The sequence below is a fragment of the Mesorhizobium sp. M0276 genome (assembly GCF_040321755.1).
Taxonomy (GTDB): Bacteria; Pseudomonadota; Alphaproteobacteria; order Rhizobiales; family Rhizobiaceae; genus Mesorhizobium.
Window position 1 is genome coordinate 93,723 of the sequence record NZ_JAMYSC010000005.1, and the last position, 17,531, is coordinate 111,253.

General features: G+C 62.9%; 14 protein-coding genes and 1 pseudogene. 9 read left to right on the forward strand and 6 right to left on the reverse strand.

The window, feature by feature from the left end:
• Positions 1-30: 30 nt before the first annotated feature.
• Entirely contained in the window at positions 31-666 is a 636-nt protein-coding gene (gene folE, locus NKJ01_RS06200; protein ID WP_352607207.1) for a GTP cyclohydrolase I FolE, read from the reverse strand.
• A 239-nt stretch (positions 667-905) separates the two neighbouring features.
• Between folE and NKJ01_RS06205 the strand changes: the two genes are divergently transcribed.
• The 5 genes and pseudogenes from NKJ01_RS06205 (at position 906) to NKJ01_RS06225 (ending at position 6,005) form a co-directional block, all read left to right on the forward strand.
• Positions 906-1,352, forward strand: a complete 447-nt coding sequence (locus tag NKJ01_RS06205) for an iron-sulfur cluster assembly scaffold protein (protein WP_352726947.1) — start codon at positions 906-908, stop codon at positions 1,350-1,352.
• Positions 1,353-1,495: 143 nt separating this feature from the next.
• Entirely contained in the window at positions 1,496-1,870 is a 375-nt protein-coding gene (yidD, locus tag NKJ01_RS06210; RefSeq protein ID WP_352726829.1) for a membrane protein insertion efficiency factor YidD, read from the forward strand.
• Between the two features lie 146 nt (positions 1,871-2,016).
• A pseudogene (gene blaOXA, locus NKJ01_RS06215) lies at positions 2,017-2,836 on the forward strand (class D beta-lactamase).
• A gap of 170 nt (positions 2,837-3,006) precedes the next feature.
• Positions 3,007-4,983, forward strand: a complete 1,977-nt coding sequence (gene thrS, locus NKJ01_RS06220; protein ID WP_352726831.1) for a threonine--tRNA ligase — start codon at positions 3,007-3,009, stop codon at positions 4,981-4,983.
• 83 nt (positions 4,984-5,066) lie between these two features.
• Positions 5,067-6,005 carry a lysophospholipid acyltransferase family protein gene (locus NKJ01_RS06225; protein WP_352726833.1) on the forward strand — a complete coding sequence of 313 codons (939 nt, stop codon included), beginning with the start codon at positions 5,067-5,069 and terminating at the stop codon, positions 6,003-6,005.
• 13 nt (positions 6,006-6,018) lie between these two features.
• Here the strand turns inward: NKJ01_RS06225 and NKJ01_RS06230 are convergent, their stop codons facing one another.
• Positions 6,019-6,981, reverse strand: a complete 963-nt coding sequence (locus NKJ01_RS06230) for an RgsD C-terminal domain-containing protein (RefSeq protein ID WP_352726835.1) — start codon at positions 6,979-6,981, stop codon at positions 6,019-6,021.
• Positions 6,982-7,140: 159 nt separating this feature from the next.
• On the opposite strand from NKJ01_RS06230, the gene NKJ01_RS06235 reads away from it, so the two are divergent.
• From NKJ01_RS06235 to NKJ01_RS06245, 3 genes are all read left to right on the forward strand, one after another.
• The gene (locus NKJ01_RS06235; RefSeq protein ID WP_352726836.1) at positions 7,141-7,725 is read left to right on the forward strand and encodes a nitroreductase family protein; all 585 of its coding nucleotides are present in this window, start codon (positions 7,141-7,143) and stop codon (positions 7,723-7,725) included.
• On the forward strand, positions 7,726-8,334 hold the full coding sequence (locus tag NKJ01_RS06240; protein WP_352726838.1) for a flavin reductase family protein: 609 nt from the start codon (positions 7,726-7,728) through the stop codon (positions 8,332-8,334).
• A 157-nt stretch (positions 8,335-8,491) separates the two neighbouring features.
• Entirely contained in the window at positions 8,492-10,393 is a 1,902-nt protein-coding gene (locus NKJ01_RS06245; protein WP_352726840.1) for a CASTOR/POLLUX-related putative ion channel, read from the forward strand.
• A gap of 80 nt (positions 10,394-10,473) precedes the next feature.
• On the opposite strand, the gene NKJ01_RS06250 is transcribed toward NKJ01_RS06245, so the two are convergent.
• Positions 10,474-11,376: an HpcH/HpaI aldolase/citrate lyase family protein gene (locus NKJ01_RS06250; RefSeq protein WP_352726841.1), complete on the reverse strand. Its 903-nt coding sequence runs from the start codon at positions 11,374-11,376 to the stop codon at positions 10,474-10,476.
• Positions 11,377-11,379: 3 nt separating this feature from the next.
• Complete coding sequence (locus NKJ01_RS06255) at positions 11,380-11,832, reverse strand: MaoC family dehydratase (RefSeq protein ID WP_352726843.1); 453 nt, start codon at positions 11,830-11,832, stop codon at positions 11,380-11,382.
• A 151-nt stretch (positions 11,833-11,983) separates the two neighbouring features.
• Here NKJ01_RS06255 and NKJ01_RS06260 point away from each other — a divergent pair, with 151 nt between their 5' ends.
• Complete coding sequence (locus NKJ01_RS06260) at positions 11,984-13,105, forward strand: DUF2336 domain-containing protein (protein WP_352726845.1); 1,122 nt, start codon at positions 11,984-11,986, stop codon at positions 13,103-13,105.
• A gap of 149 nt (positions 13,106-13,254) precedes the next feature.
• Here NKJ01_RS06260 and NKJ01_RS06265 read toward each other — a convergent pair whose 3' ends face one another.
• The gene (locus NKJ01_RS06265) at positions 13,255-15,321 is read right to left on the reverse strand and encodes an FUSC family protein (protein WP_352726847.1); all 2,067 of its coding nucleotides are present in this window, start codon (positions 15,319-15,321) and stop codon (positions 13,255-13,257) included.
• Between the two features lie 44 nt (positions 15,322-15,365).
• The gene (gene parE, locus NKJ01_RS06270; RefSeq protein ID WP_352726849.1) at positions 15,366-17,420 is read right to left on the reverse strand and encodes a DNA topoisomerase IV subunit B; all 2,055 of its coding nucleotides are present in this window, start codon (positions 17,418-17,420) and stop codon (positions 15,366-15,368) included.
• Positions 17,421-17,531 lie beyond the last annotated feature (111 nt).

Genomic DNA, 17,531 nt, shown 5'->3' on the forward strand with positions numbered 1-17,531 from the left:
TCCTTGTTCTTGGTGGCCGGCGAGGGCCATTTAGACCCCGCCGCCGCGCACCATGGTGACGAAACGAACCTGCTCCTCGGGCGTGTCCTTGAAGACACCAGTGAAGGTCGAGGTCAGGGTGGTCGAACCTTGCTTGCGGATGCCGCGCATAGCCATGCACATGTGCTCTGCCTCGATCATCACGGCGACGCCGCGCGGATTGAGCACATCCTGGATGACGCCGGCGATCTGGGCCGTTAGGGCCTCCTGCGTCTGCAGGCGATGGGCGAAGATATCGACCACGCGTGCGATCTTGGACAGGCCGACGACCTTGCCGTCCGGCAGATAGCCGACATGCGCTTTGCCGATGATCGGCACCATGTGGTGCTCGCAATGCGAATGGAATGTTATGTCCTTGACGATGACCAGGTCGTCGTAACCGGCGACCTCTTCGAAGGTGCGGCCGAGTTCCTCGGCCGGGCACATGTCGTAGCCACCGAACATTTCGCGAAAGGCCTTGGCCACCCGCTTTGGCGTGTCGACCAGCCCTTCGCGGTCCGGATTGTCGCCGGTCCAACGCAAAAGCGTGCGCACGGCGGCCTCGACTTCGGCTTCGCTCGGCCGGTCGGTAACCGGCTTCTCCATATAGGCCGACTGGGGCATGAGTTTCTTAATAACGGCATCCATAAAGGCGTCTCCCGTAGTCCCTCTCGGCGGAGGAACGAGTTGAACGGACCACGACCTTTCGGTGTCGGAAACTCGCCCCGTTTCCAGCCCCGCAAGTGGCGTGAACTTTCCGGCTAGGACACTGACTTTCGTTGTCTTGTCGATACCGGACTGCCAGCATTATATAAGGTCATGACGAGCGAAAGGAAGACACGGCAGCGGCAATCGCTGTTCGCTTGGCGGCGACGGATTGGAAAATGATGATAAACGACGTCTATAATGCGAAAATTCTCGGTTTTGCCGGAAACATCGCCCGCATCGGTCGCCTGGAACATCCCGACGCGACCGCCAAGGCGCATTCCAAGCTGTGCGGCTCGACCGTCATCGTCGACCTCAAGATGCAGGACGGCGTGGTCACGGATTTCGCACATGACGTGAAGGCCTGCGCGCTCGGCCAGGCATCGTCCTCGATCATGGCGCAGCATGTCGTCGGCGCGAACGCCGAAGAACTGCGTGCGGTGCGTGAGGCCATGCTGAAGATGCTGAAGGAAAATGGCGCGCCGCCTGACGGCCGCTTCGCGGATCTGAAATATTTGGAGCCGGTGCGCGACTACAAGGCGCGGCATGCCTCGACCATGCTGACTTTCGACGCCGTCGTCGACGCCGTCGGCCAGATCGAGAAGAAGCGCGCCGAAGAAGCAGCCTGAGGAACGACAAACCGCCGATTCCGTCCGCGACAGGAGGGTATTGCGTTCTCCGTGGAAGCTCACATGTATCGCCTGGGAAACGCGATCATATTGAGGATGATCTCTGGCCAACGGACCTCACTTTTTCGGGAACGGAGACTGTGATGCGCGACCAGCACGGACATGCGCATAGCGCCGGACCGCCAAGGCGTGGGCGCAACTGGCCCGGCCCGTGGCGCAAGACGCCCGGCCGTGTCCTAGGCACGACGCTCGTGCGCATTTACCAACTGACACTGTCCGGCTTTGTCGGCAATTCCTGCCGGCATTTGCCGACCTGTTCCGAATACGCGCATGAAGCGATCGCCCGCCATGGCTTGTGGGCCGGCGGCTGGATAGGCTTTTTTCGGGTGCTGCGTTGCGGCCCATTCGGCACGAATGGCATCGACCGCGTGCCGGAAACCTTGGCTAAGCGCTATGTCTGGTTCACGCCCTGGCGGTACTGGCGGATCGGCAGCAAGCCGGGCGAAGCGCAGGGGTGACGGCGCCAGCGGAATCTCGGCCGTACTGCGCGTTTACGATCCGGTAGGGTTAACGCCAGGCTGCACAGAGACTGCGCATTTGAGACAAAATCGAGACAAGAGACCTCGCTAAGCCGCTCGCGAACCCCCTTTGGAGCGAGCATCAAATGCGTAACATCGACCGTCTTCCCTTCATCTTTGCCGGCGTCCTGTTTCTGCTCGCCTGGCTGCTGGGATTTCCGATGCGCGCGCAATCGGCGCCGCTGAAGGACGTCCTTGATCGCCGATGCGGCGAGCGGCAAGACGCTCTACCAGGATGGGGTTTGCGATCAGCGGTTCAGCCCGGCGTCGACGTTCAAGGTGCCGCTGTCACTGATCGGCTATGACAGCGGAATCTTGAGCGACGAGCACACGCCGAGCTGGGACTACAAGCCGGAGTTCAAGGCCTTGAAGCGGGACCAGAAGACCGTCGATCCGATAATCTGGGAAAAGGATTCGATCCTCTGGTATTCGCGCGAAATCACCCGCCAGCTTGGGCCGCAAAGCTTTGCCGGCTATGTCTCGAAATTCGACTACGGCAATGCCGATGTTTCCGGCAATCCCGGCAAGAATGATTGCCTGACCCGGTCCTGGGTGAATTCTTCCCTGAAGATCACGCCAGTCGAGCAGGTCGATTTCCTGCGCAGGTTTCTAGCCCGCAAGCTGCCGGTCTCGGCCAAAGCGTATGACATGACATCAGCCATCATCCCGACCTTCCAGGCAGGAGGCTGGACGGTGCGAGGCAAGACCGGCAGCACCAAGCTGGCTAACGATGCCGACAAGGTCCAAGAAAAGCGCTCGCTCGGCTGGTTGGTCGGCTGGGCGAACAAGGACGGCCGCCAGATCGTCTTTGCGCGGCTGGTCGTCGACACCAACCGCACCGATATGCCCAAGAGCCTCAAGACGCGGGCCGCGTTCCTGAAGGATCTGCCTCAGTTCATCAAATGAACGCCTACACCTGAACCGGGCTTTACGGCGGCGGAAACTGTCCATACAAGACAGCCGCTGCCGGACGCATCCGGCTTTTCCCTATGCGTACCCCAAAACCGTCATACAATTTGGGCGACATGCATTTTAACCACCCGCGCTCGTTTGCGGGACTGGATAGGAGATACATGATGCTGAATTCCGTTTCCCTGACATTTCCCGATGGCTCCGTCCGCGAATACGACGCGGCGATGACCGGTGCTGGCTTGGCCGAATCGATATCGAAATCGCTGGCCAAGAAGGCCGTCGCTTACGCCATCGACGGCACCGTGCGCGACCTCAGCGATCCGCTCGGCAAGTCCGGCAAGGTCGAGATCGTCACCCGCGACGATCCGCGCGCGCTGGAACTGATTCGCCACGACGCGGCGCATGTGCTTGCGGAAGCCGTGCAGGAATTGTGGCCGGGAACGCAGGTGACCATCGGGCCGGTGATCGAGAACGGCTTCTATTACGACTTTGCTCGCAACGAGCCGTTCACGCCGGACGATTTTCCGGTAATCGAGAAGAAGATGCGCGAGATCATTGCACGCAACAAGCCGTTCACCAAGGAAGTCTGGTCGCGCGACAAGGCGAAGAAAGTGTTTGCCGACAAGGGCGAGCAGTACAAGCTGGAACTGATCGATGCCATTCCCGAGGACCAGGATCTCAAGATCTATGCCCAGGGCGACTGGTTCGACCTTTGCCGCGGCCCGCACATGGCCTCAACCGGGCAGATCGGCAATTCCTTCAAATTGATGAAGGTGGCTGGTGCGTATTGGCGCGGCGACTCGAATAACCCGATGCTGACGCGCATCTATGGCACGGCCTGGGCCGACCAGGCGCAGCTCGAAGCCTACCAGATGATGCTCGACGAGGCAGAGAAGCGCGACCATCGGAAGCTCGGCCGCGAGATGGACCTGTTCCATTTCCAGGAAGAGGGCCCAGGCGTCGTCTTCTGGCACGCCAAGGGTTGGAAGATGTTCCAGAACCTGGTCAACTACATGCGCCGCCGCCTCGACGAGCAGGGCTACCAGGAAGTCAACGCGCCGCAGGTGCTCGACAAGAGCCTGTGGGAGACGTCAGGCCACTGGGGCTGGTATCGCGACGCCATGTTCAAGGTGACGGTCGCCGGCGACGATACCGATGACGACCGGGTCTTCGCGCTGAAGCCGATGAACTGTCCGGGCCATGTGCAGATTTTCAAGCATGGGTTGAAGTCTTATCGCGATCTGCCCGTAAAGCTTGCAGAATTCGGTAATGTGCATCGCTATGAGCCGTCTGGCGCGCTGCATGGATTGATGCGCGTGCGCGGCTTCACGCAGGACGATGCGCATATCTTCTGCACCGAGGAGCAGCTGGCGTCGGAGTGCCTGCGCATCAACGACCTGATTCTGTCGACCTATGCCGACTTCGGTTTTGACGAGATCAGCGTCAAGCTGTCGACACGGCCGGACAAGCGCGTCGGCACCGACGAAGCGTGGGACCACGCCGAAGCGATCATGGGCAGCGTGCTGGAAACGATCAGGACGCGGTCCGGCAATCGTATCAAGACCTCGATCAATCCGGGTGAGGGCGCCTTCTACGGGCCGAAATTCGAGTATGTGCTGAAGGACGCCATCGGCCGCGAATGGCAGTGCGGCACGACGCAGGTCGATTTCAACCTGCCGGAACGGTTCGGCGCCTTCTATATCGGGTCGGATTCGGAGAAGAAGCAGCCTGTGATGGTGCACCGCGCCATCTGTGGCTCGATGGAGCGCTTCCTCGGCATCCTGATCGAGAACTATTCCGGCCATTTCCCGCTGTGGTTCGCGCCGCTGCAGGTAGTGGTGGCGACGATCACGTCGGATGCCGACGGCTATGCGACCGAAGTGGTGGCAAAGCTGAAGGCCGCAGGGCTGCTGGCGGAAGCGGATCTGCGCAACGAAAAGATCAACTACAAGGTCCGCGAGCATAGCCTGGCCAAGGTTCCGGTCATCCTCGTCTGTGGTAAGCGCGAGGCGGAAGAGCAGACGGTCAACATGCGCCGGCTGGGCTCACGCGACCAGAAATCGCTTGGCCTTGATCAGGCGATTGCGAAACTGACCGAAGAGGCTGTTACGCCCGACCGCAAGCGCAAACGCGCGGCCTGATCGGCATAGTTCCGACCAAATGGCGGTGGAGCGATCCACCGCCATTTCATATCCTTGTCACGCCGACCTTGTAACGAGCCCATATGCTCAAGCTGAAATTGCGCGAACGACCCTTTCCCGAGCTTTCCTATGCCAATCCGCGCCAGCCGGCGCTGACGCGTTGGTTCATCCATTCGGTCGAAGGCCTGTCGGGCCGTGACCGTTACACCGCGCTTTACGATTTCTGGCGCCGTCAGGTCGTGCCGACAGGCGAGCGCGTGTTCGGCCGCATGCTCGACCTGATCGATGTACGCGTGCGGACATCAGACCAATGGCCACCTGCACGATTGCCGGATACGCCGCTGGTGATCGTCGCCAATCATCCGTTCGGCATCGGTGACGGCATTGCCGTGCTGTCATTGGCCGAGCAGCTCGGACGCCCATTCCGGGTGATGATCCACAGGGATCTGCTCAAGATCCGCGAGATGGAGCCTTACTCGCTGCCGATCGACTTTGCCGAAACCAAGGACGCGCTCAAGAACAACATGGCCGTGCGCCACGAGGCGGTGCGGCTGCTCAAGGAAGGCGTCACCATCGTGGTGTTTCCCGCCGGTGGCGTCGCCACCGCGCCAAAAGGTTTTGGCCGGGCGCGCGACCTGCCGTGGAAGATGTTTCCGGCGCGTCTCATTCAGGAGGCAAAGGCATCGGTCATCCCGATGCATTTCTCCGGGCAGAATGGCAGGCTTTTCCATCTGGTCAGCGGGCCGATGAACATGGCCGAGCGCGACGGTCGCCTGGCGAAGTTCGTCGGCAAGGCGTCGCTGACATTGCGGACGTCGCTGCTCATCCACGAATTCGCGCGGCTGTCCGGCAAGGCGATCGACGTGCGTGTCGGCGAGGTGCTGAGCTGGAGCGAACTGGAGCCATTGCGCGACCGCAAGGCATTGCTTCACCGGCTTTATCGCGGCGTGTTCGACCTGGCGCCGACTTTGCCGCGCCGGCGGATACCGTTCTTGCCGGCGCGGACCAAGCTGGCTGCTTGAAGTCAGTTGAAGGTCAGTCCGCACCTTCTTCGGGATCCATCGCCGCCGCTTCTGTGGCCAGAACCTCGATCTCCTGGTTCTGCCCGGCCACGACCGTGAAATCTTTCTGATAGATGCGGTCGCGGTTCTTGGCGATGATGGTGTAGTCGCCCTCGGCCAGCACCATGGAGGCGAAGGCGCCGACGGTTTCCTTGATCGGATCGCCGGATTCGTTGAGCAGCGACCATGACGTGTCGGCGATCGCCTCGCCACCGGTCTCGCGCACCAACTTCATCGTAATCTCGGCGGCGTGGTGCTCGACGGTAGCTTCGGTCAGCTTGCCGGCCTCGACGCGGATGTCGGAGCGGATGACCGCATTGACCGCGCCATAGGTCGAGACGACATGGTAGATGCCGGCGTTGAGCCGTACGACACTATTGGGCTCGACATCGGGAATGATCAGCGCGCGATCGCCATTGGCCTTTGCCGTGCCCTCGTAGATCGAAAAGCGCAGCTTCTTCGGCGGAATGCGCACGCCGCCGGACAGCACGGCGTCCAGCTTGAGACCGCCGGCATCGAGCACGAGGCTCTCGCGCTTGGCGTCCTTGCCGACGGTGATGCGCTTGGTGGCGCCCGCCCGACCGTAGGAGGCATGAACCAGATAGCTGCCGGGTTCGAGCTGGAACACGGCGGTGCCGCCATGCGCCGAGGCGACCATCGGCAATTTTCCGTTGACGGCTTCGGGCTTGAAGACCCGCCAGACGATGCCGCGGGTGATGTCGGAACCCTTGTCGGTCAACTGCGCGGAGAGTGTGATGGCGCCGCCGCCGCTCAGCGCCAGCGACCTCTCGCCTTTCGGCGTCGCATAGCTTGAGATTCCGGGAAGCTTCAGGTCGCTTACGCCATCGACGTTCTGCGCCATGGCGAACGAAACCGGCGCCATGAACAGCAGGGCGCTGAGCCAGACCAGGAAAAGACGGATAGTCCCCTCAAACATGCCTTGCGTTGAAGCCCATGGCGGTGGCAATTTCAAGGCTTAAGAGTCCGATCGATACGACTCTCCCATCCGGCGTATATTCCGCGCCAATGCCCGAGCCGCCCGAATTTCCGATGGTGCGCTTCAGCTCAAGACAGACTGTTCAGGAGACTTGCGCCCATGGCGTCGCCGATCATCGACTTTCTGCTGAGCCGAAACTCCGCGCCGATCCCTGATTTGAAGGAGCCGGCGCCGAGCGATGTGGAGATCGCGACGATGATCGCCGCCGCCTCGCGAGTGCCCGATCATGGCCGATTGGAGCCTTGGCGCTTTATCCTCTATCGTGGCGATGCTCGTATCGAGATCGGCAGACAACTGGCAGCACTTGCCGAGCAGCGGGAGGGTCCATTGCCGGAAGGCCGCCGCAACCAGGAACTGGCGCGGTTCTCGCGCGCGCCGCTGGTGATAGGCGTGATATCGATCCCAAGGGAGAACCCAAAAATCCCGCAATGGGAAATGTTCCTTTCGGGCGGCATGGCGGCGATGAACCTGATGATTGCAGCCAACGCGCTGGGTTATGGCACCAACATGATCAGCAACTGGTATTCGGATGTGCCGGAGGGTAGGGCGCTGCTCGGGCTGGCACCGCAGGAGCGCGTCGTCGGCTTCATTCATATCGGCTCCTATGCGGGCCCGGCGCCGGAGCGGCCGCGGCCAGATCCGGCAAAGCTTTACGGCGACTATTCGGGCCCGTGGGCGGGCTGAATGTTCTACGAACCTTCAAAGGGCCACGGCCTGCCGCACGACCCTTCGAAGGCAATCGTCGCGCCGCGCCCGATCGGCTGGATTTCGACGCTGAACGGAGCCGGCGAGATCAATCTCGCGCCGTACTCCTTCTTCAATGCCGTTTCGACGCGGCCTTTCATCGTCTGGTTCTCCTCAGAGGGCGAGAAGGACAGCGCCTCCTTCGCGCAGGAAACCGGTGAGTTTGTCGCCAATCTGGTCAGCCGCGATCTCGCCGACAAGATGAACCGCACATCGGTCAATGCACCGCGCGGCGTCAATGAGTTCATCTATGCCGATCTTGCGATGGCGCCGTCGCGCCTGGTCGCGCCACCGCGGGTGGCGGCAGCGCCGGCCGCACTAGAATGCCGGGTGACGGAGGTCTTTCGGCCAAAGGCGCTGGACGGATCGCCGACAAGCGCTGTCGTTGTCGCCGGCGAAGTGGTCGGCGTATACATCGACGACGCCTTCCTGACAGACGGTCTGTTCGACATCACCAAGGCAGGCAATGTCGCTCGCCTCGGCTATATGGAGTATACCAGCGTCGACGAGGTATTTTCGATGCGCCGGCCGCGCTGGGACAAGGACTAATCCTTGGGTCGGCCGCCGTCCGCCGCGTCGGCGGGTTCCCTGGCCGTGGGCACGCGAAAGCGATTCCCCTTTATTTGAACACAGGCTAAGAGAGCGGCTTCGGCGATGCGCTAGAGTCGGCGCATCGACCTTGGGGATATTGCGGGGCGTCGGCTAAATGAAGAAACGAGACTCGCTGGCAACCCGGCTGCGCTACGGGTTTGACAAGAGCATGGCCGCCGGCCCGATCGCGCTGATCGGCTGGCTTGCCGTCGTTTCGCTGCTGATCATCGTAGTCGCCGCGAGTTTCCTTGCGGTGACCCGCATCGCGCCCGAAGGCGGCGAGCCGCTGAACTTTGTCGAAGCGTTCTGGGAATCGCTGATGCGCACGCTCGATTCCGGTACGATGGGCGGCGACACTGGCTGGGCCTTTCGTCTCGTCATGCTGTTTGTCACGCTTGCCGGCATCTTCGTCGTTTCGGCGCTCATCGGCGTGCTGAGCGCCGGCGTCGACAGCAAGCTCGATGAATTGCGCAAGGGCCGTTCGCGGGTGCTGGAGACGGATCACACGGTCATCCTCAACTGGTCGCCGTCGATCTTCGACGTCATCTCCGAACTCGTCATTGCCAATGCCAGCCGCCGACGTCCGCGCATCGTCGTCATGGCCAATATGGACAAGGTCGAGATGGAGGACGAGATCGCGGCCAAGGTCGGCAAGCTGGGCAACACGCGCATCATCTGCCGCAGCGGCGATCCGACCGATCTCTACGACCTTGCCATCGTCAATCCGCAGACCTCGCGGTCGGTCATCGTGCTGTCGCCGGATGGCGACGATCCGGATTCGCAGGTCATCAAGACGGTGCTGGCGCTGGTCAACGACCCGAACCGGCGCACCGCACCCTACAACATCGCCGCCGAGATCCGCGATGGCAAGAACGCCGAGGTCGCGCGCGTCGTCGGCGGAGCCGAGGTGCAGCTCGTGCTGGCCGACCAGTTGATCTCGCGCATCGTCGTGCATTCGAGTCGGCAGTCGGGCCTCAGCGGCGTCTATTCGGAGCTGCTCGATTTCGACGGCTGCGAAATCTACACGACCGAGCAGCCGGACCTCACCGGCAAGACCTTCGGCGAGGCGGTGATGGCGTATGAACACTGTGCGCTGATCGGGCTTTGCGACCAAAAGGGACGCGTCAATCTCAACCCGCCGTCGGACCTGGTGATCGGCAAGGACATGCGCGCCATCATCATCGCCGAGGACGATGCGGCGATAAAGCTGCGGGGCGCTGGCATCAAGATCGACGCGGCGGCGATCCTCGAGCCGCGGCCCGTCGAGACGAAGCCGGAGCGCACGCTTGTCCTGGGCTGGAACCGGCGCGGTCCGATCATAACCTACGAACTGTCGCGCTACGTCGCGCCTGGTTCGATCCTGACCATAGCGGCCGATACGCCCGACCTTGAGCAGGAGGTTGCCGGCCTGCCGGTCGCCAGTGACAATCTGTCGGTTTACTGTCGCGTCACGGACACATCGAGCAGCTCCGCTCTGGCAAGCCTGGACGTGCCTTCCTACGACCATGTGCTCGTCCTCGGCTATAGCGAAACCATGGCAGCGCAGCCCGCCGATACGCGCACGCTGGTAACGCTCCTGCATCTGCGCAAGATCGCGGTTGACGCCGGTATGCACATCAGCATCGTCAGCGAGATGATCGACGTGCGCAACCGAGATCTTGCGGCAGTCACCAAGGCCGATGATTTCGTCGTCAGCAACAGGCTGGTCAGCCTGATGCTGGCGCAGGCGTCCGAGAACCAGCACCTTGCCGCGATCTTCGACGACCTGCTCGACGAGAAGGGCTCCGAAATCTACATGCGTCCCGTCGCCGACTATGTCGCCGTCGACCAGCCGGTGACCTTCTGGACGATCGCGGAATCGGCGCGGTTGCGCGGCGAGATCGCCTTGGGTTACCGGCGCATTCGCGCCGGAGAAGCCGACCAGCGGGCGCTGGGCGGCGTCACCGTCAACCCGCTAAAGTCCGAGGCGTTGGCCTATCTGCCGGAGGACCGGATCATCGTGCTGGCGCGGGACTGAGAGCAGGGCGATCCACATCGTTTCACGAAAACGCCAAACCGGTCGAATGCCCTGTTTTGACGCAACTCGGAAAGACCGTTTCACACTTTTCCTGAAAATCGCTCTAAGCGGACGCCGGCCGCCCTGGCACGCGCCAGAAGCCGCTCGGCCAGCCGCAGATGCGGGCGGTCGTACATCTTGCCGTCGATGCCGACGACGCCGGGATTTCCCGCCGCCTGGAACGCCGCGACGATTGCCGTCGATTGCCTCACCGCCTCGACCGACGGCGTGAAGGCGGCGTTGATGACCGGCACCTGATCGGGGTGGATCGCCATCTTGCCGGTGAAGCCGTCGCGCTCGGCTTCAGTGCATTCCGCTTTGAAGGCGGCCATGTCGCGAAAATTCGGGAAGACGGTGTCGATCGCCGCAACCTCTGCCGCGGCAGCGGCGAGTATGGTCATGATACGAGCGTGGCGGAAAACGTCGGTGTAGCGGCCATGCTCGTCGCGGACCGCACGTGCACCAATCGCCGCCGACAGATCTTCCGCTCCCCAGGTGAGACCGGCAAGCCGCGCGCTTGTTCCGGCATAGGTCGCGGCCGCCAACACGCCTGCCGGCGTTTCGGTGATGATCGGCAGGATCTTGATCGCGCCATCGGCCAGGCCGTTTTCGGCCTCGTGCACCCTGAGCTTTGCCGAGAGATGCTGCACATCCTGGCCGCTGTTCGACTTGGGCAGCATAATGCCGTCGGGTCTTGCCGGCACCAATGCCGCCAGGTCGTCATCGGTCAGCCCGGTCGACAGATCGTTGACCCTGACATAGATGACTGAGCTGGTTTGCGCCCTGCGTTCGACGATGAAGCGCGCCGCCACTTCGCGCGCCAGCGCCTTGTTGTGCGGCGCCACGGAATCCTCGAGGTCGACGATGACCACGTCGGCACCGGCTCCAAAACCCTTTTCCAGCTTCTTCTGGGAATCGCCGGGGACAAATAGCAGTGAACGCATGTTTCAGGTCGCCTTCTTCAGCATCATCGCTTGCCGCGTGCATTTGGCGACGAGATCGCCGTGCTGGTTGTAGGCGCGATGCTCGAATTCGACGATGCCGCGATCGGGTTTCGACCTGGACTCGCGCACCGAGATTACTGTCGTCTCGACCCGGATGGTGTCGCCATGGAAGACCGGATGCGGAAACACGGTTTCCTTTATGCCGAGATTGGCGACCGTTGTACCGACGGTGATGTCGTTGACCGAAATGCCGATCATCAGGCCGAGCGTGAACAGCGAGTTGACCAGCGGCTTGCCCCACTCGCTTTTGGCGGCGAAGTCGAAGTCGATGTGCAGCGGCTGCGGGTTCAGCGTCATGACCGAAAACAGCATGTTGTCGCTTTCGGTGACGGTCTTGCGCAGCGTGTGCTGGAAGACGTGGCCGACAACGAACTCCTGGAGATAAAGCCCGGCCATTTTCTCTCGCCTCCACTAGCTGACGGTTGATATGCGCTGCACCCAGCGCTCGCAAGCCAGTTAATGAACATGGTGAACCGTTCGTAAATCATTTCTGCCTACCGTCTCCACGGGGCCAGGACCGTTCTGGCAAGGGGCGTAAGCAGGCGGCATGGTTGTTTCGCATTTTTTGAGATGGATTTGCACGGCCAGGGTGACAGAGCGCGCCGCCGCGGCAAGCGCGCTGGCCCGAGCCTACGTCAATTCCGACCTGCCGTTCGAGGACCGTTGCGCCGCGGAGGCGGCGCTGACGCTGTTGCTCGACGATGCTTCGTCGAAGGTGCGGCTGGCGATGGCCGAGGCACTGTCGATGAGCCACCACGCGCCATTGCAGATCATCAGTGTGCTGGCCTCCGACCAGCCGGAAGTCGCCGGCATGGTACTGGCGCGTTCGCCGCTGCTTACCGACGCCGATCTGATCAACCGCGTAGCCTCAAGTCCGAAGGCGACGCAGAAACTGATCGCCGACCGTCCGGTGGTCTCGATGGCGCTGTCGGCCGCGATCGCCGAGATCGGCGAGGCCGAAGCCTGCGCCGTGTTGCTCGCCAACAGCGGAGCCGACATCGCCTCGCTCAGCTTTCGCCGCATGGCTGAACGCCACGGCCATCTGCCTCTGGTTCGGGAGGCGCTGATCTCGGACGCACGGCTGCCTGCCGACTGTCGGCATATGCTGCTCGTCAAGCTCGGCGAGATGCTGAAAACGTCGCCGTTGGTCATGGCAATGATGGGCGCGGCGCGCGCCGACCGCGTCATGCGCGATGCCTGCGTCAAGGCTTCGGTGACGCTGATCGAGGGCACGCGCCAGGAAGAACATGCCGCACTGATCGAGCATCTCAGGCTGCGCGGCGATCTCACCGCCAGCTTCCTCATCCGCACCATCGCGCATGGCAAGGTCGATTTCTTCGGCTCGGCGCTGGTCGCGCTCAGCCAGCAGTCCGAACAAAGGGTGAGGGCGCTGCTTGCGGGCGGGCACGATGTCGCCCTGCAGGCGTTGTTCCGCAGCGCCGGCCTCGCCGCCGCCACACACGCCATCATCCTGCGGGCACTGAAGATCTGGCGCGAGGTCGCCAACGGCAAGCGCGTGGCCGGTGTGCAGGAGGTCAGCTGGCTGATGCTCAAGGAAGTGGGTGGACAGTCGGCGGAAGGCGATTTGGCCGCGCTGGTCAAGTCGATCCATCTTGACGCGCTCCGCGAGAACGCGCGGGGCCATGCGCTGGCGATCGCCGCCGCCTAAAGTGTATCTATATTCAGGTGATGCCGGCCTGCGAATGACGGTTCCCTGCGCTTCCGGTGCGCACGTACCCAAAAGTACGCTCCGCTCCGGTTCTCGGAACCCGCCATTCTCGGCTCGGCCTGACCTGAATCTCGACACACTTGGGCACGCTAGTTTCGATCCTTCGCGAAGAAATCCGGAAAATCCTCCATCGCCGCGGCGATGATGCGCAGCGATGCCGCTATCTGCAGCAATTCGCCGGTGCCGTTTCGTTGGGCGATGTTTGCCGCATATTGGCGGGCGACGGCGACGGTCGACGTCTGCGGATCGCCGGGGGCGCGAAAGAGCAGTTCGCGCGCCAGCGCCCGCAGGAAGTTCGCGATCGAAAGCGCGGTCTCCGATGGGATGGCATGGCTTTGACTTGCTCCGCGCAGCCGGAGGATCTCCAGGCCGACCGTGACGGCGGCGACGCTGCCACCCAGGACCGCATCGCCCTTGCCGCCGGCATTCTGCACCAGCGGCATCAACTGATTGATGCGGTCATAGGCGAGACTCTCGAAGGCCGAGCGCCTCGGCACACGCTCATGCAGGCAAAGCCGCGCCAAATCCTCGCGCATGGCGCGCACGATGCGGTTGGCCGCGAGCCACGGATCGGCGGGGAGCACGACGATGAAGACGCCAATCGCCAGCAGAATGCCGACCAGGATCGATGCCGAACCAGCGAAGAAGGGGCCGGGATCGTAGGTCATCGCCTGATGCGGACTGAGGAAGGCGAGGAAGTTGATGGCGAAGGCCGTCGCCACGCCGACATAGCGCGGATTGGCCATCGCTAGCGCCGTGGGCACCAGGATCGGCACGACAAACAGCATGAACCAGCCGAAGCCGGGCAAGGCGGGCAACGCGATCTGGCCGACAAGAAAGGCAAAGGGCAAAGCGAGCAGTGTTCCCTTGAAGAACCCCCAGGCGACCTGCACAGGGTCGGGACGGGCCGCAAACAGGCTGGATACGACGGCAACGAGAATGACTGTGCCGGCCGCTTCCGACCATTTCGTCGTCAGCCAGAAGGCGGCGACCAGCAAGGTGGCCAAGGCAGCGCGCACGGCGTTGCGCGATGCGCCGGAGTAGTCGCGATGCACCACCAGCGCAGGCTGCCTGCTGCCCCGGACCGGGCGCGTGGCGGGCGCGCGCAAGGCATCGAGGCCGCGCAGCACCTGCTTGAACGCCTCGGCGAAATCGGCGGCGATGGTAAGGCGGGTGATGTTGCCGACCCTGTCGTCGCCCTGATCGGTCGAGGCATCGGGCATTTGCCGGGCCTTGGCTGAAATGGCGTCAAGTCGCGCCACCCAGGGCGCGGTGTCGTCCAGCGCGCCGGGTTTCGCAGCCAGTTCGCTGACAAGGGCGTGCAATTCCGATCGCACCGGGATGAGTGCGGCGTTCTTAGGGGCAGCGTGCGAATGCAGCGCGCGTGCCGCCGAGAGGGCCGAGAGCAGCTGTCCGATGGTGCGTCGGACCGGATGGGAGCGGGGCGCAAAGCTCGGCGCTTCCAGCCTGGCATAGGCGCGCATCTCGCCGAGCGTCTGGGTGTCGACGACCAGCTTTCGGTGCAGGCCGGACAGCGTTGCCGGATCGCCGCCGGAGAATGCGCCGCCGGCGTAAGTCGCAAGATCGAGAATGCAGCGTTTCAGCCGCGAGACGATGGCGTTGCTGGCCAGTCTTGGCAGGATCAGCCGGCTGGTCAGGCCGGCGCAGATGATGCCGAGCACGATCTCGGCACAGCGCGCGACTGCGAGGTCGACGACGAGGTGCGGCTGTCCGAAGGCGGGCAGGCCGATGATCATCGCGGTGTAGCCGGCAAGGGCGGCACCGTAGGCTTCGGGATTGCGCAGCAGCGACGAGACGAAGGTGCAGATGCCTATCCAGAGGGCAAGCACCGTCACCAATACCCAGGGGCCGGTGCCGAACACCGTCGTGATGCCTATCGCAGCCATGCCGCCGACCAGCGTGCCGAGCAACCGGTAGAAGCCCTTCGCCAGCACCATGCCGGCAACCGGCTGGGCGACGATGAACACCGTCATCATGGCCCATTGCGGGTGGTCGAGCTTCAACGCATAGGCGGCCAGCAGCGCGATCAGGCCGGCCGAAACAGTGCGCAGGGCGAAAATCCAATCCGAACGCGTCGGTTGCGTCAGCGCGGAGAAACTGGTCTCGAAATGGTCTTTCAGCCGCCTCCAGGTCACCGCACGTCTCCGAAACTGGAGCCCTGTTATGGACCGGGGGAAGGCTAGATATCCAGCACTTCCGTCTCGGCGAATTCGGCGCGTTCCTGGATGAAGCGGAAGCGGGCTTCCGGCTTGGTGCCCATCAGCGCATCGACGGCATCCTTGGTCGCCGCCTCGGCGTCGATCACATCGATCCGAAGCAGCGTGCGCTTCCTCGGATCCATGGTGGTTTCCTTCAGCTGCGCGGCCATCATCTCGCCCAGGCCCTTGAAACGGCCAAGCTCGACCTTGCCGCGCCCGGTGAATTCGGTGCGCAGCAGTTCGTCCTTGTGCGCGTCGTCCCGGGCATAGGCGACCTTGCCGCCTTGCCTGATCGAGTAAAGCGGCGGCACCGCCAGATAAAGGTGGCCGCCACGCACCAGCGCCGGCATTTCCTGGTAGAAGAAGGTGATCAGCAGCGAAGCTATGTGGGCGCCGTCGACGTCGGCGTCGGTCATGATGATGACGCGGTCGTAGCGCAAATCCTCGTCGCGGTATTTCGACCGCGTGCCGCAGCCGAGCGCCTGAATGAGGTCCGAGATCTGCTGGTTGCCGGCGAGCTTGTCGTTGCCGGCGCTGGCGACGTTGAGGATCTTGCCGCGCAGTGGCAGCACCGCCTGGCTGGCGCGGTCGCGCGCCTGCTTGGCCGAGCCGCCCGCCGAGTCACCTTCGACGATGAAGAGTTCGGCACCGGCCGCGGCATTCTGCGTGCAGTCGGCGAGCTTGCCGGGCAGCCGCAATTTGCGCACCGCGCTCTTGCGCGACACTTCCTTTTCCTGGCGTCGGCGCACCCGTTCGTCGGCGCGCGCGATTACCCATTCGAGCAGCTTCGATGCTTCCTGCGGATTGTCGGCCAGCCAATGATCGAACGGGTCGCGGATGGCGGTCTCGACAATCCGAATGGCCTCGATCGTCGCCAGCCTGTCCTTGGTCTGGCCGACGAATTCCGGCTCGCGGATGAACACCGACAGCATGCCCGCCGCCGAGATCATGACGTCCTCCGAGGTGACGATGGATGCGCGTTTGTTGCCGACGAGATCGGCATAGGCGCGCAGGCCCCGCGTCAGCACGTTACGGAAGCCGGCCTCGTGCGTGCCGCCTTCGCCGGTCGGGATTGTGTTGCAGTAGGAATTGATGAAGCCGTCGCCGCCGAACCAGGTCACCGCCCATTCGAGCGAGCCATGGCCGCCTTGCTTCTCGCTCTTGCCGGCAAAGATTTCGCGCGTCACCTGGAAATCGTCGCCGAGCGATGCCTTGAGATAGTCCTTCAGGCCGCCGGGAAAATGGAACTCCGCCTTGGCCGGCGTCTGGTCCTTTTCCTTGATCAGCGACGGATCGCAGGTCCAGCGGATCTCGACGCCGCCGAACAGGTAGGCCTTCGAGCGCGTCATGCGGTAGAGCCGCGCCGGTTCGAATGCCGCGCCCTTGCCGAAAATCTGCTCGTCGGGGTGGAAGCGGATTTTTGTGCCGCGCCGATTGTGAACCTCGCCCAACTGCTCCAGGCCGGTTACCGGGACGCCGCGCGAGAAGCGCTGGCGATAGAGTTGGCGGCCTCGCGCGACCTCGACCTCGAGATGATCCGACAGCGCGTTGACCACGGACACGCCGACGCCATGCAGGCCGCCGGATGTTTCGTAGACCTTCGAGTCGAACTTGCCGCCCGAATGCAGCGTCGTCATGATCACTTCGAGCGCTGGCTTCTTGAATTTCGGATGCGGATCGACCGGAATGCCACGGCCATTGTCGGTGACGGCGAGATAACCGTCGGCCGAGAGTTCGACATCGATGAAGGTGGCATGGCCGGCAACCGCTTCGTCCATCGAATTGTCGATGACCTCAGCAAACAGATGGTGCATCGCCTTGTCGTCGGTGCCGCCGATATACATGCCTGGCCGGCGGCGCACCGGCTCCAGCCCTTCCAGCACCTCGATGTCGGCGGCGCTATAGCCCTCGCTGCCGTCCTTTATCGCCGCAGGACGCTTCGTGGCTTGCACCAGCGGATCCGCCGGGCGCGCCGGTGTGCGAACCGGCGGCGGCTGCTTGTCCATATTGCCGAAAAGATCGTTGCTGTCGTCCATGCCTGCCATAGGGTCCGGTGCTGCGAATCACCTCGCGATACTGCCACGCTTTTCAGCGCCAAGCGACCGAGGTTCCTGTTCCGTTCGGGGATCCGGCCCCTCTTACCCCAA

What these genes read in the sequence shown, in the direction of transcription:
- NKJ01_RS06260 (WP_352726845.1), top strand. Translation starts at nt 11,984, where the DNA reads ATGGTTGTTTCGCATTTTTTGAGATGGATTTGCACGGCCAGGGTGACA.
- NKJ01_RS06245 (WP_352726840.1), top strand. Translation starts at nt 8,492, where the DNA reads ATGAAGAAACGAGACTCGCTGGCAACCCGGCTGCGCTACGGGTTTGAC.
- thrS (WP_352726831.1), top strand. Translation starts at nt 3,007, where the DNA reads ATGCTGAATTCCGTTTCCCTGACATTTCCCGATGGCTCCGTCCGCGAA.
- parE (WP_352726849.1), bottom strand. Translation starts at nt 17,420, where the DNA reads ATGGACGACAGCAACGATCTTTTCGGCAATATGGACAAGCAGCCGCCG.
- NKJ01_RS06240 (WP_352726838.1), top strand. Translation starts at nt 7,726, where the DNA reads ATGTTCTACGAACCTTCAAAGGGCCACGGCCTGCCGCACGACCCTTCG.
- NKJ01_RS06250 (WP_352726841.1), bottom strand. Translation starts at nt 11,376, where the DNA reads ATGCGTTCACTGCTATTTGTCCCCGGCGATTCCCAGAAGAAGCTGGAA.
- NKJ01_RS06255 (WP_352726843.1), bottom strand. Translation starts at nt 11,832, where the DNA reads ATGGCCGGGCTTTATCTCCAGGAGTTCGTTGTCGGCCACGTCTTCCAG.
- NKJ01_RS06225 (WP_352726833.1), top strand. Translation starts at nt 5,067, where the DNA reads ATGCTCAAGCTGAAATTGCGCGAACGACCCTTTCCCGAGCTTTCCTAT.
- NKJ01_RS06205 (WP_352726947.1), top strand. Translation starts at nt 906, where the DNA reads ATGATAAACGACGTCTATAATGCGAAAATTCTCGGTTTTGCCGGAAAC.
- NKJ01_RS06230 (WP_352726835.1), bottom strand. Translation starts at nt 6,981, where the DNA reads ATGTTTGAGGGGACTATCCGTCTTTTCCTGGTCTGGCTCAGCGCCCTG.
- yidD (WP_352726829.1), top strand. Translation starts at nt 1,496, where the DNA reads ATGCGCGACCAGCACGGACATGCGCATAGCGCCGGACCGCCAAGGCGT.
- NKJ01_RS06235 (WP_352726836.1), top strand. Translation starts at nt 7,141, where the DNA reads ATGGCGTCGCCGATCATCGACTTTCTGCTGAGCCGAAACTCCGCGCCG.
- folE (WP_352607207.1), bottom strand. Translation starts at nt 666, where the DNA reads ATGGATGCCGTTATTAAGAAACTCATGCCCCAGTCGGCCTATATGGAG.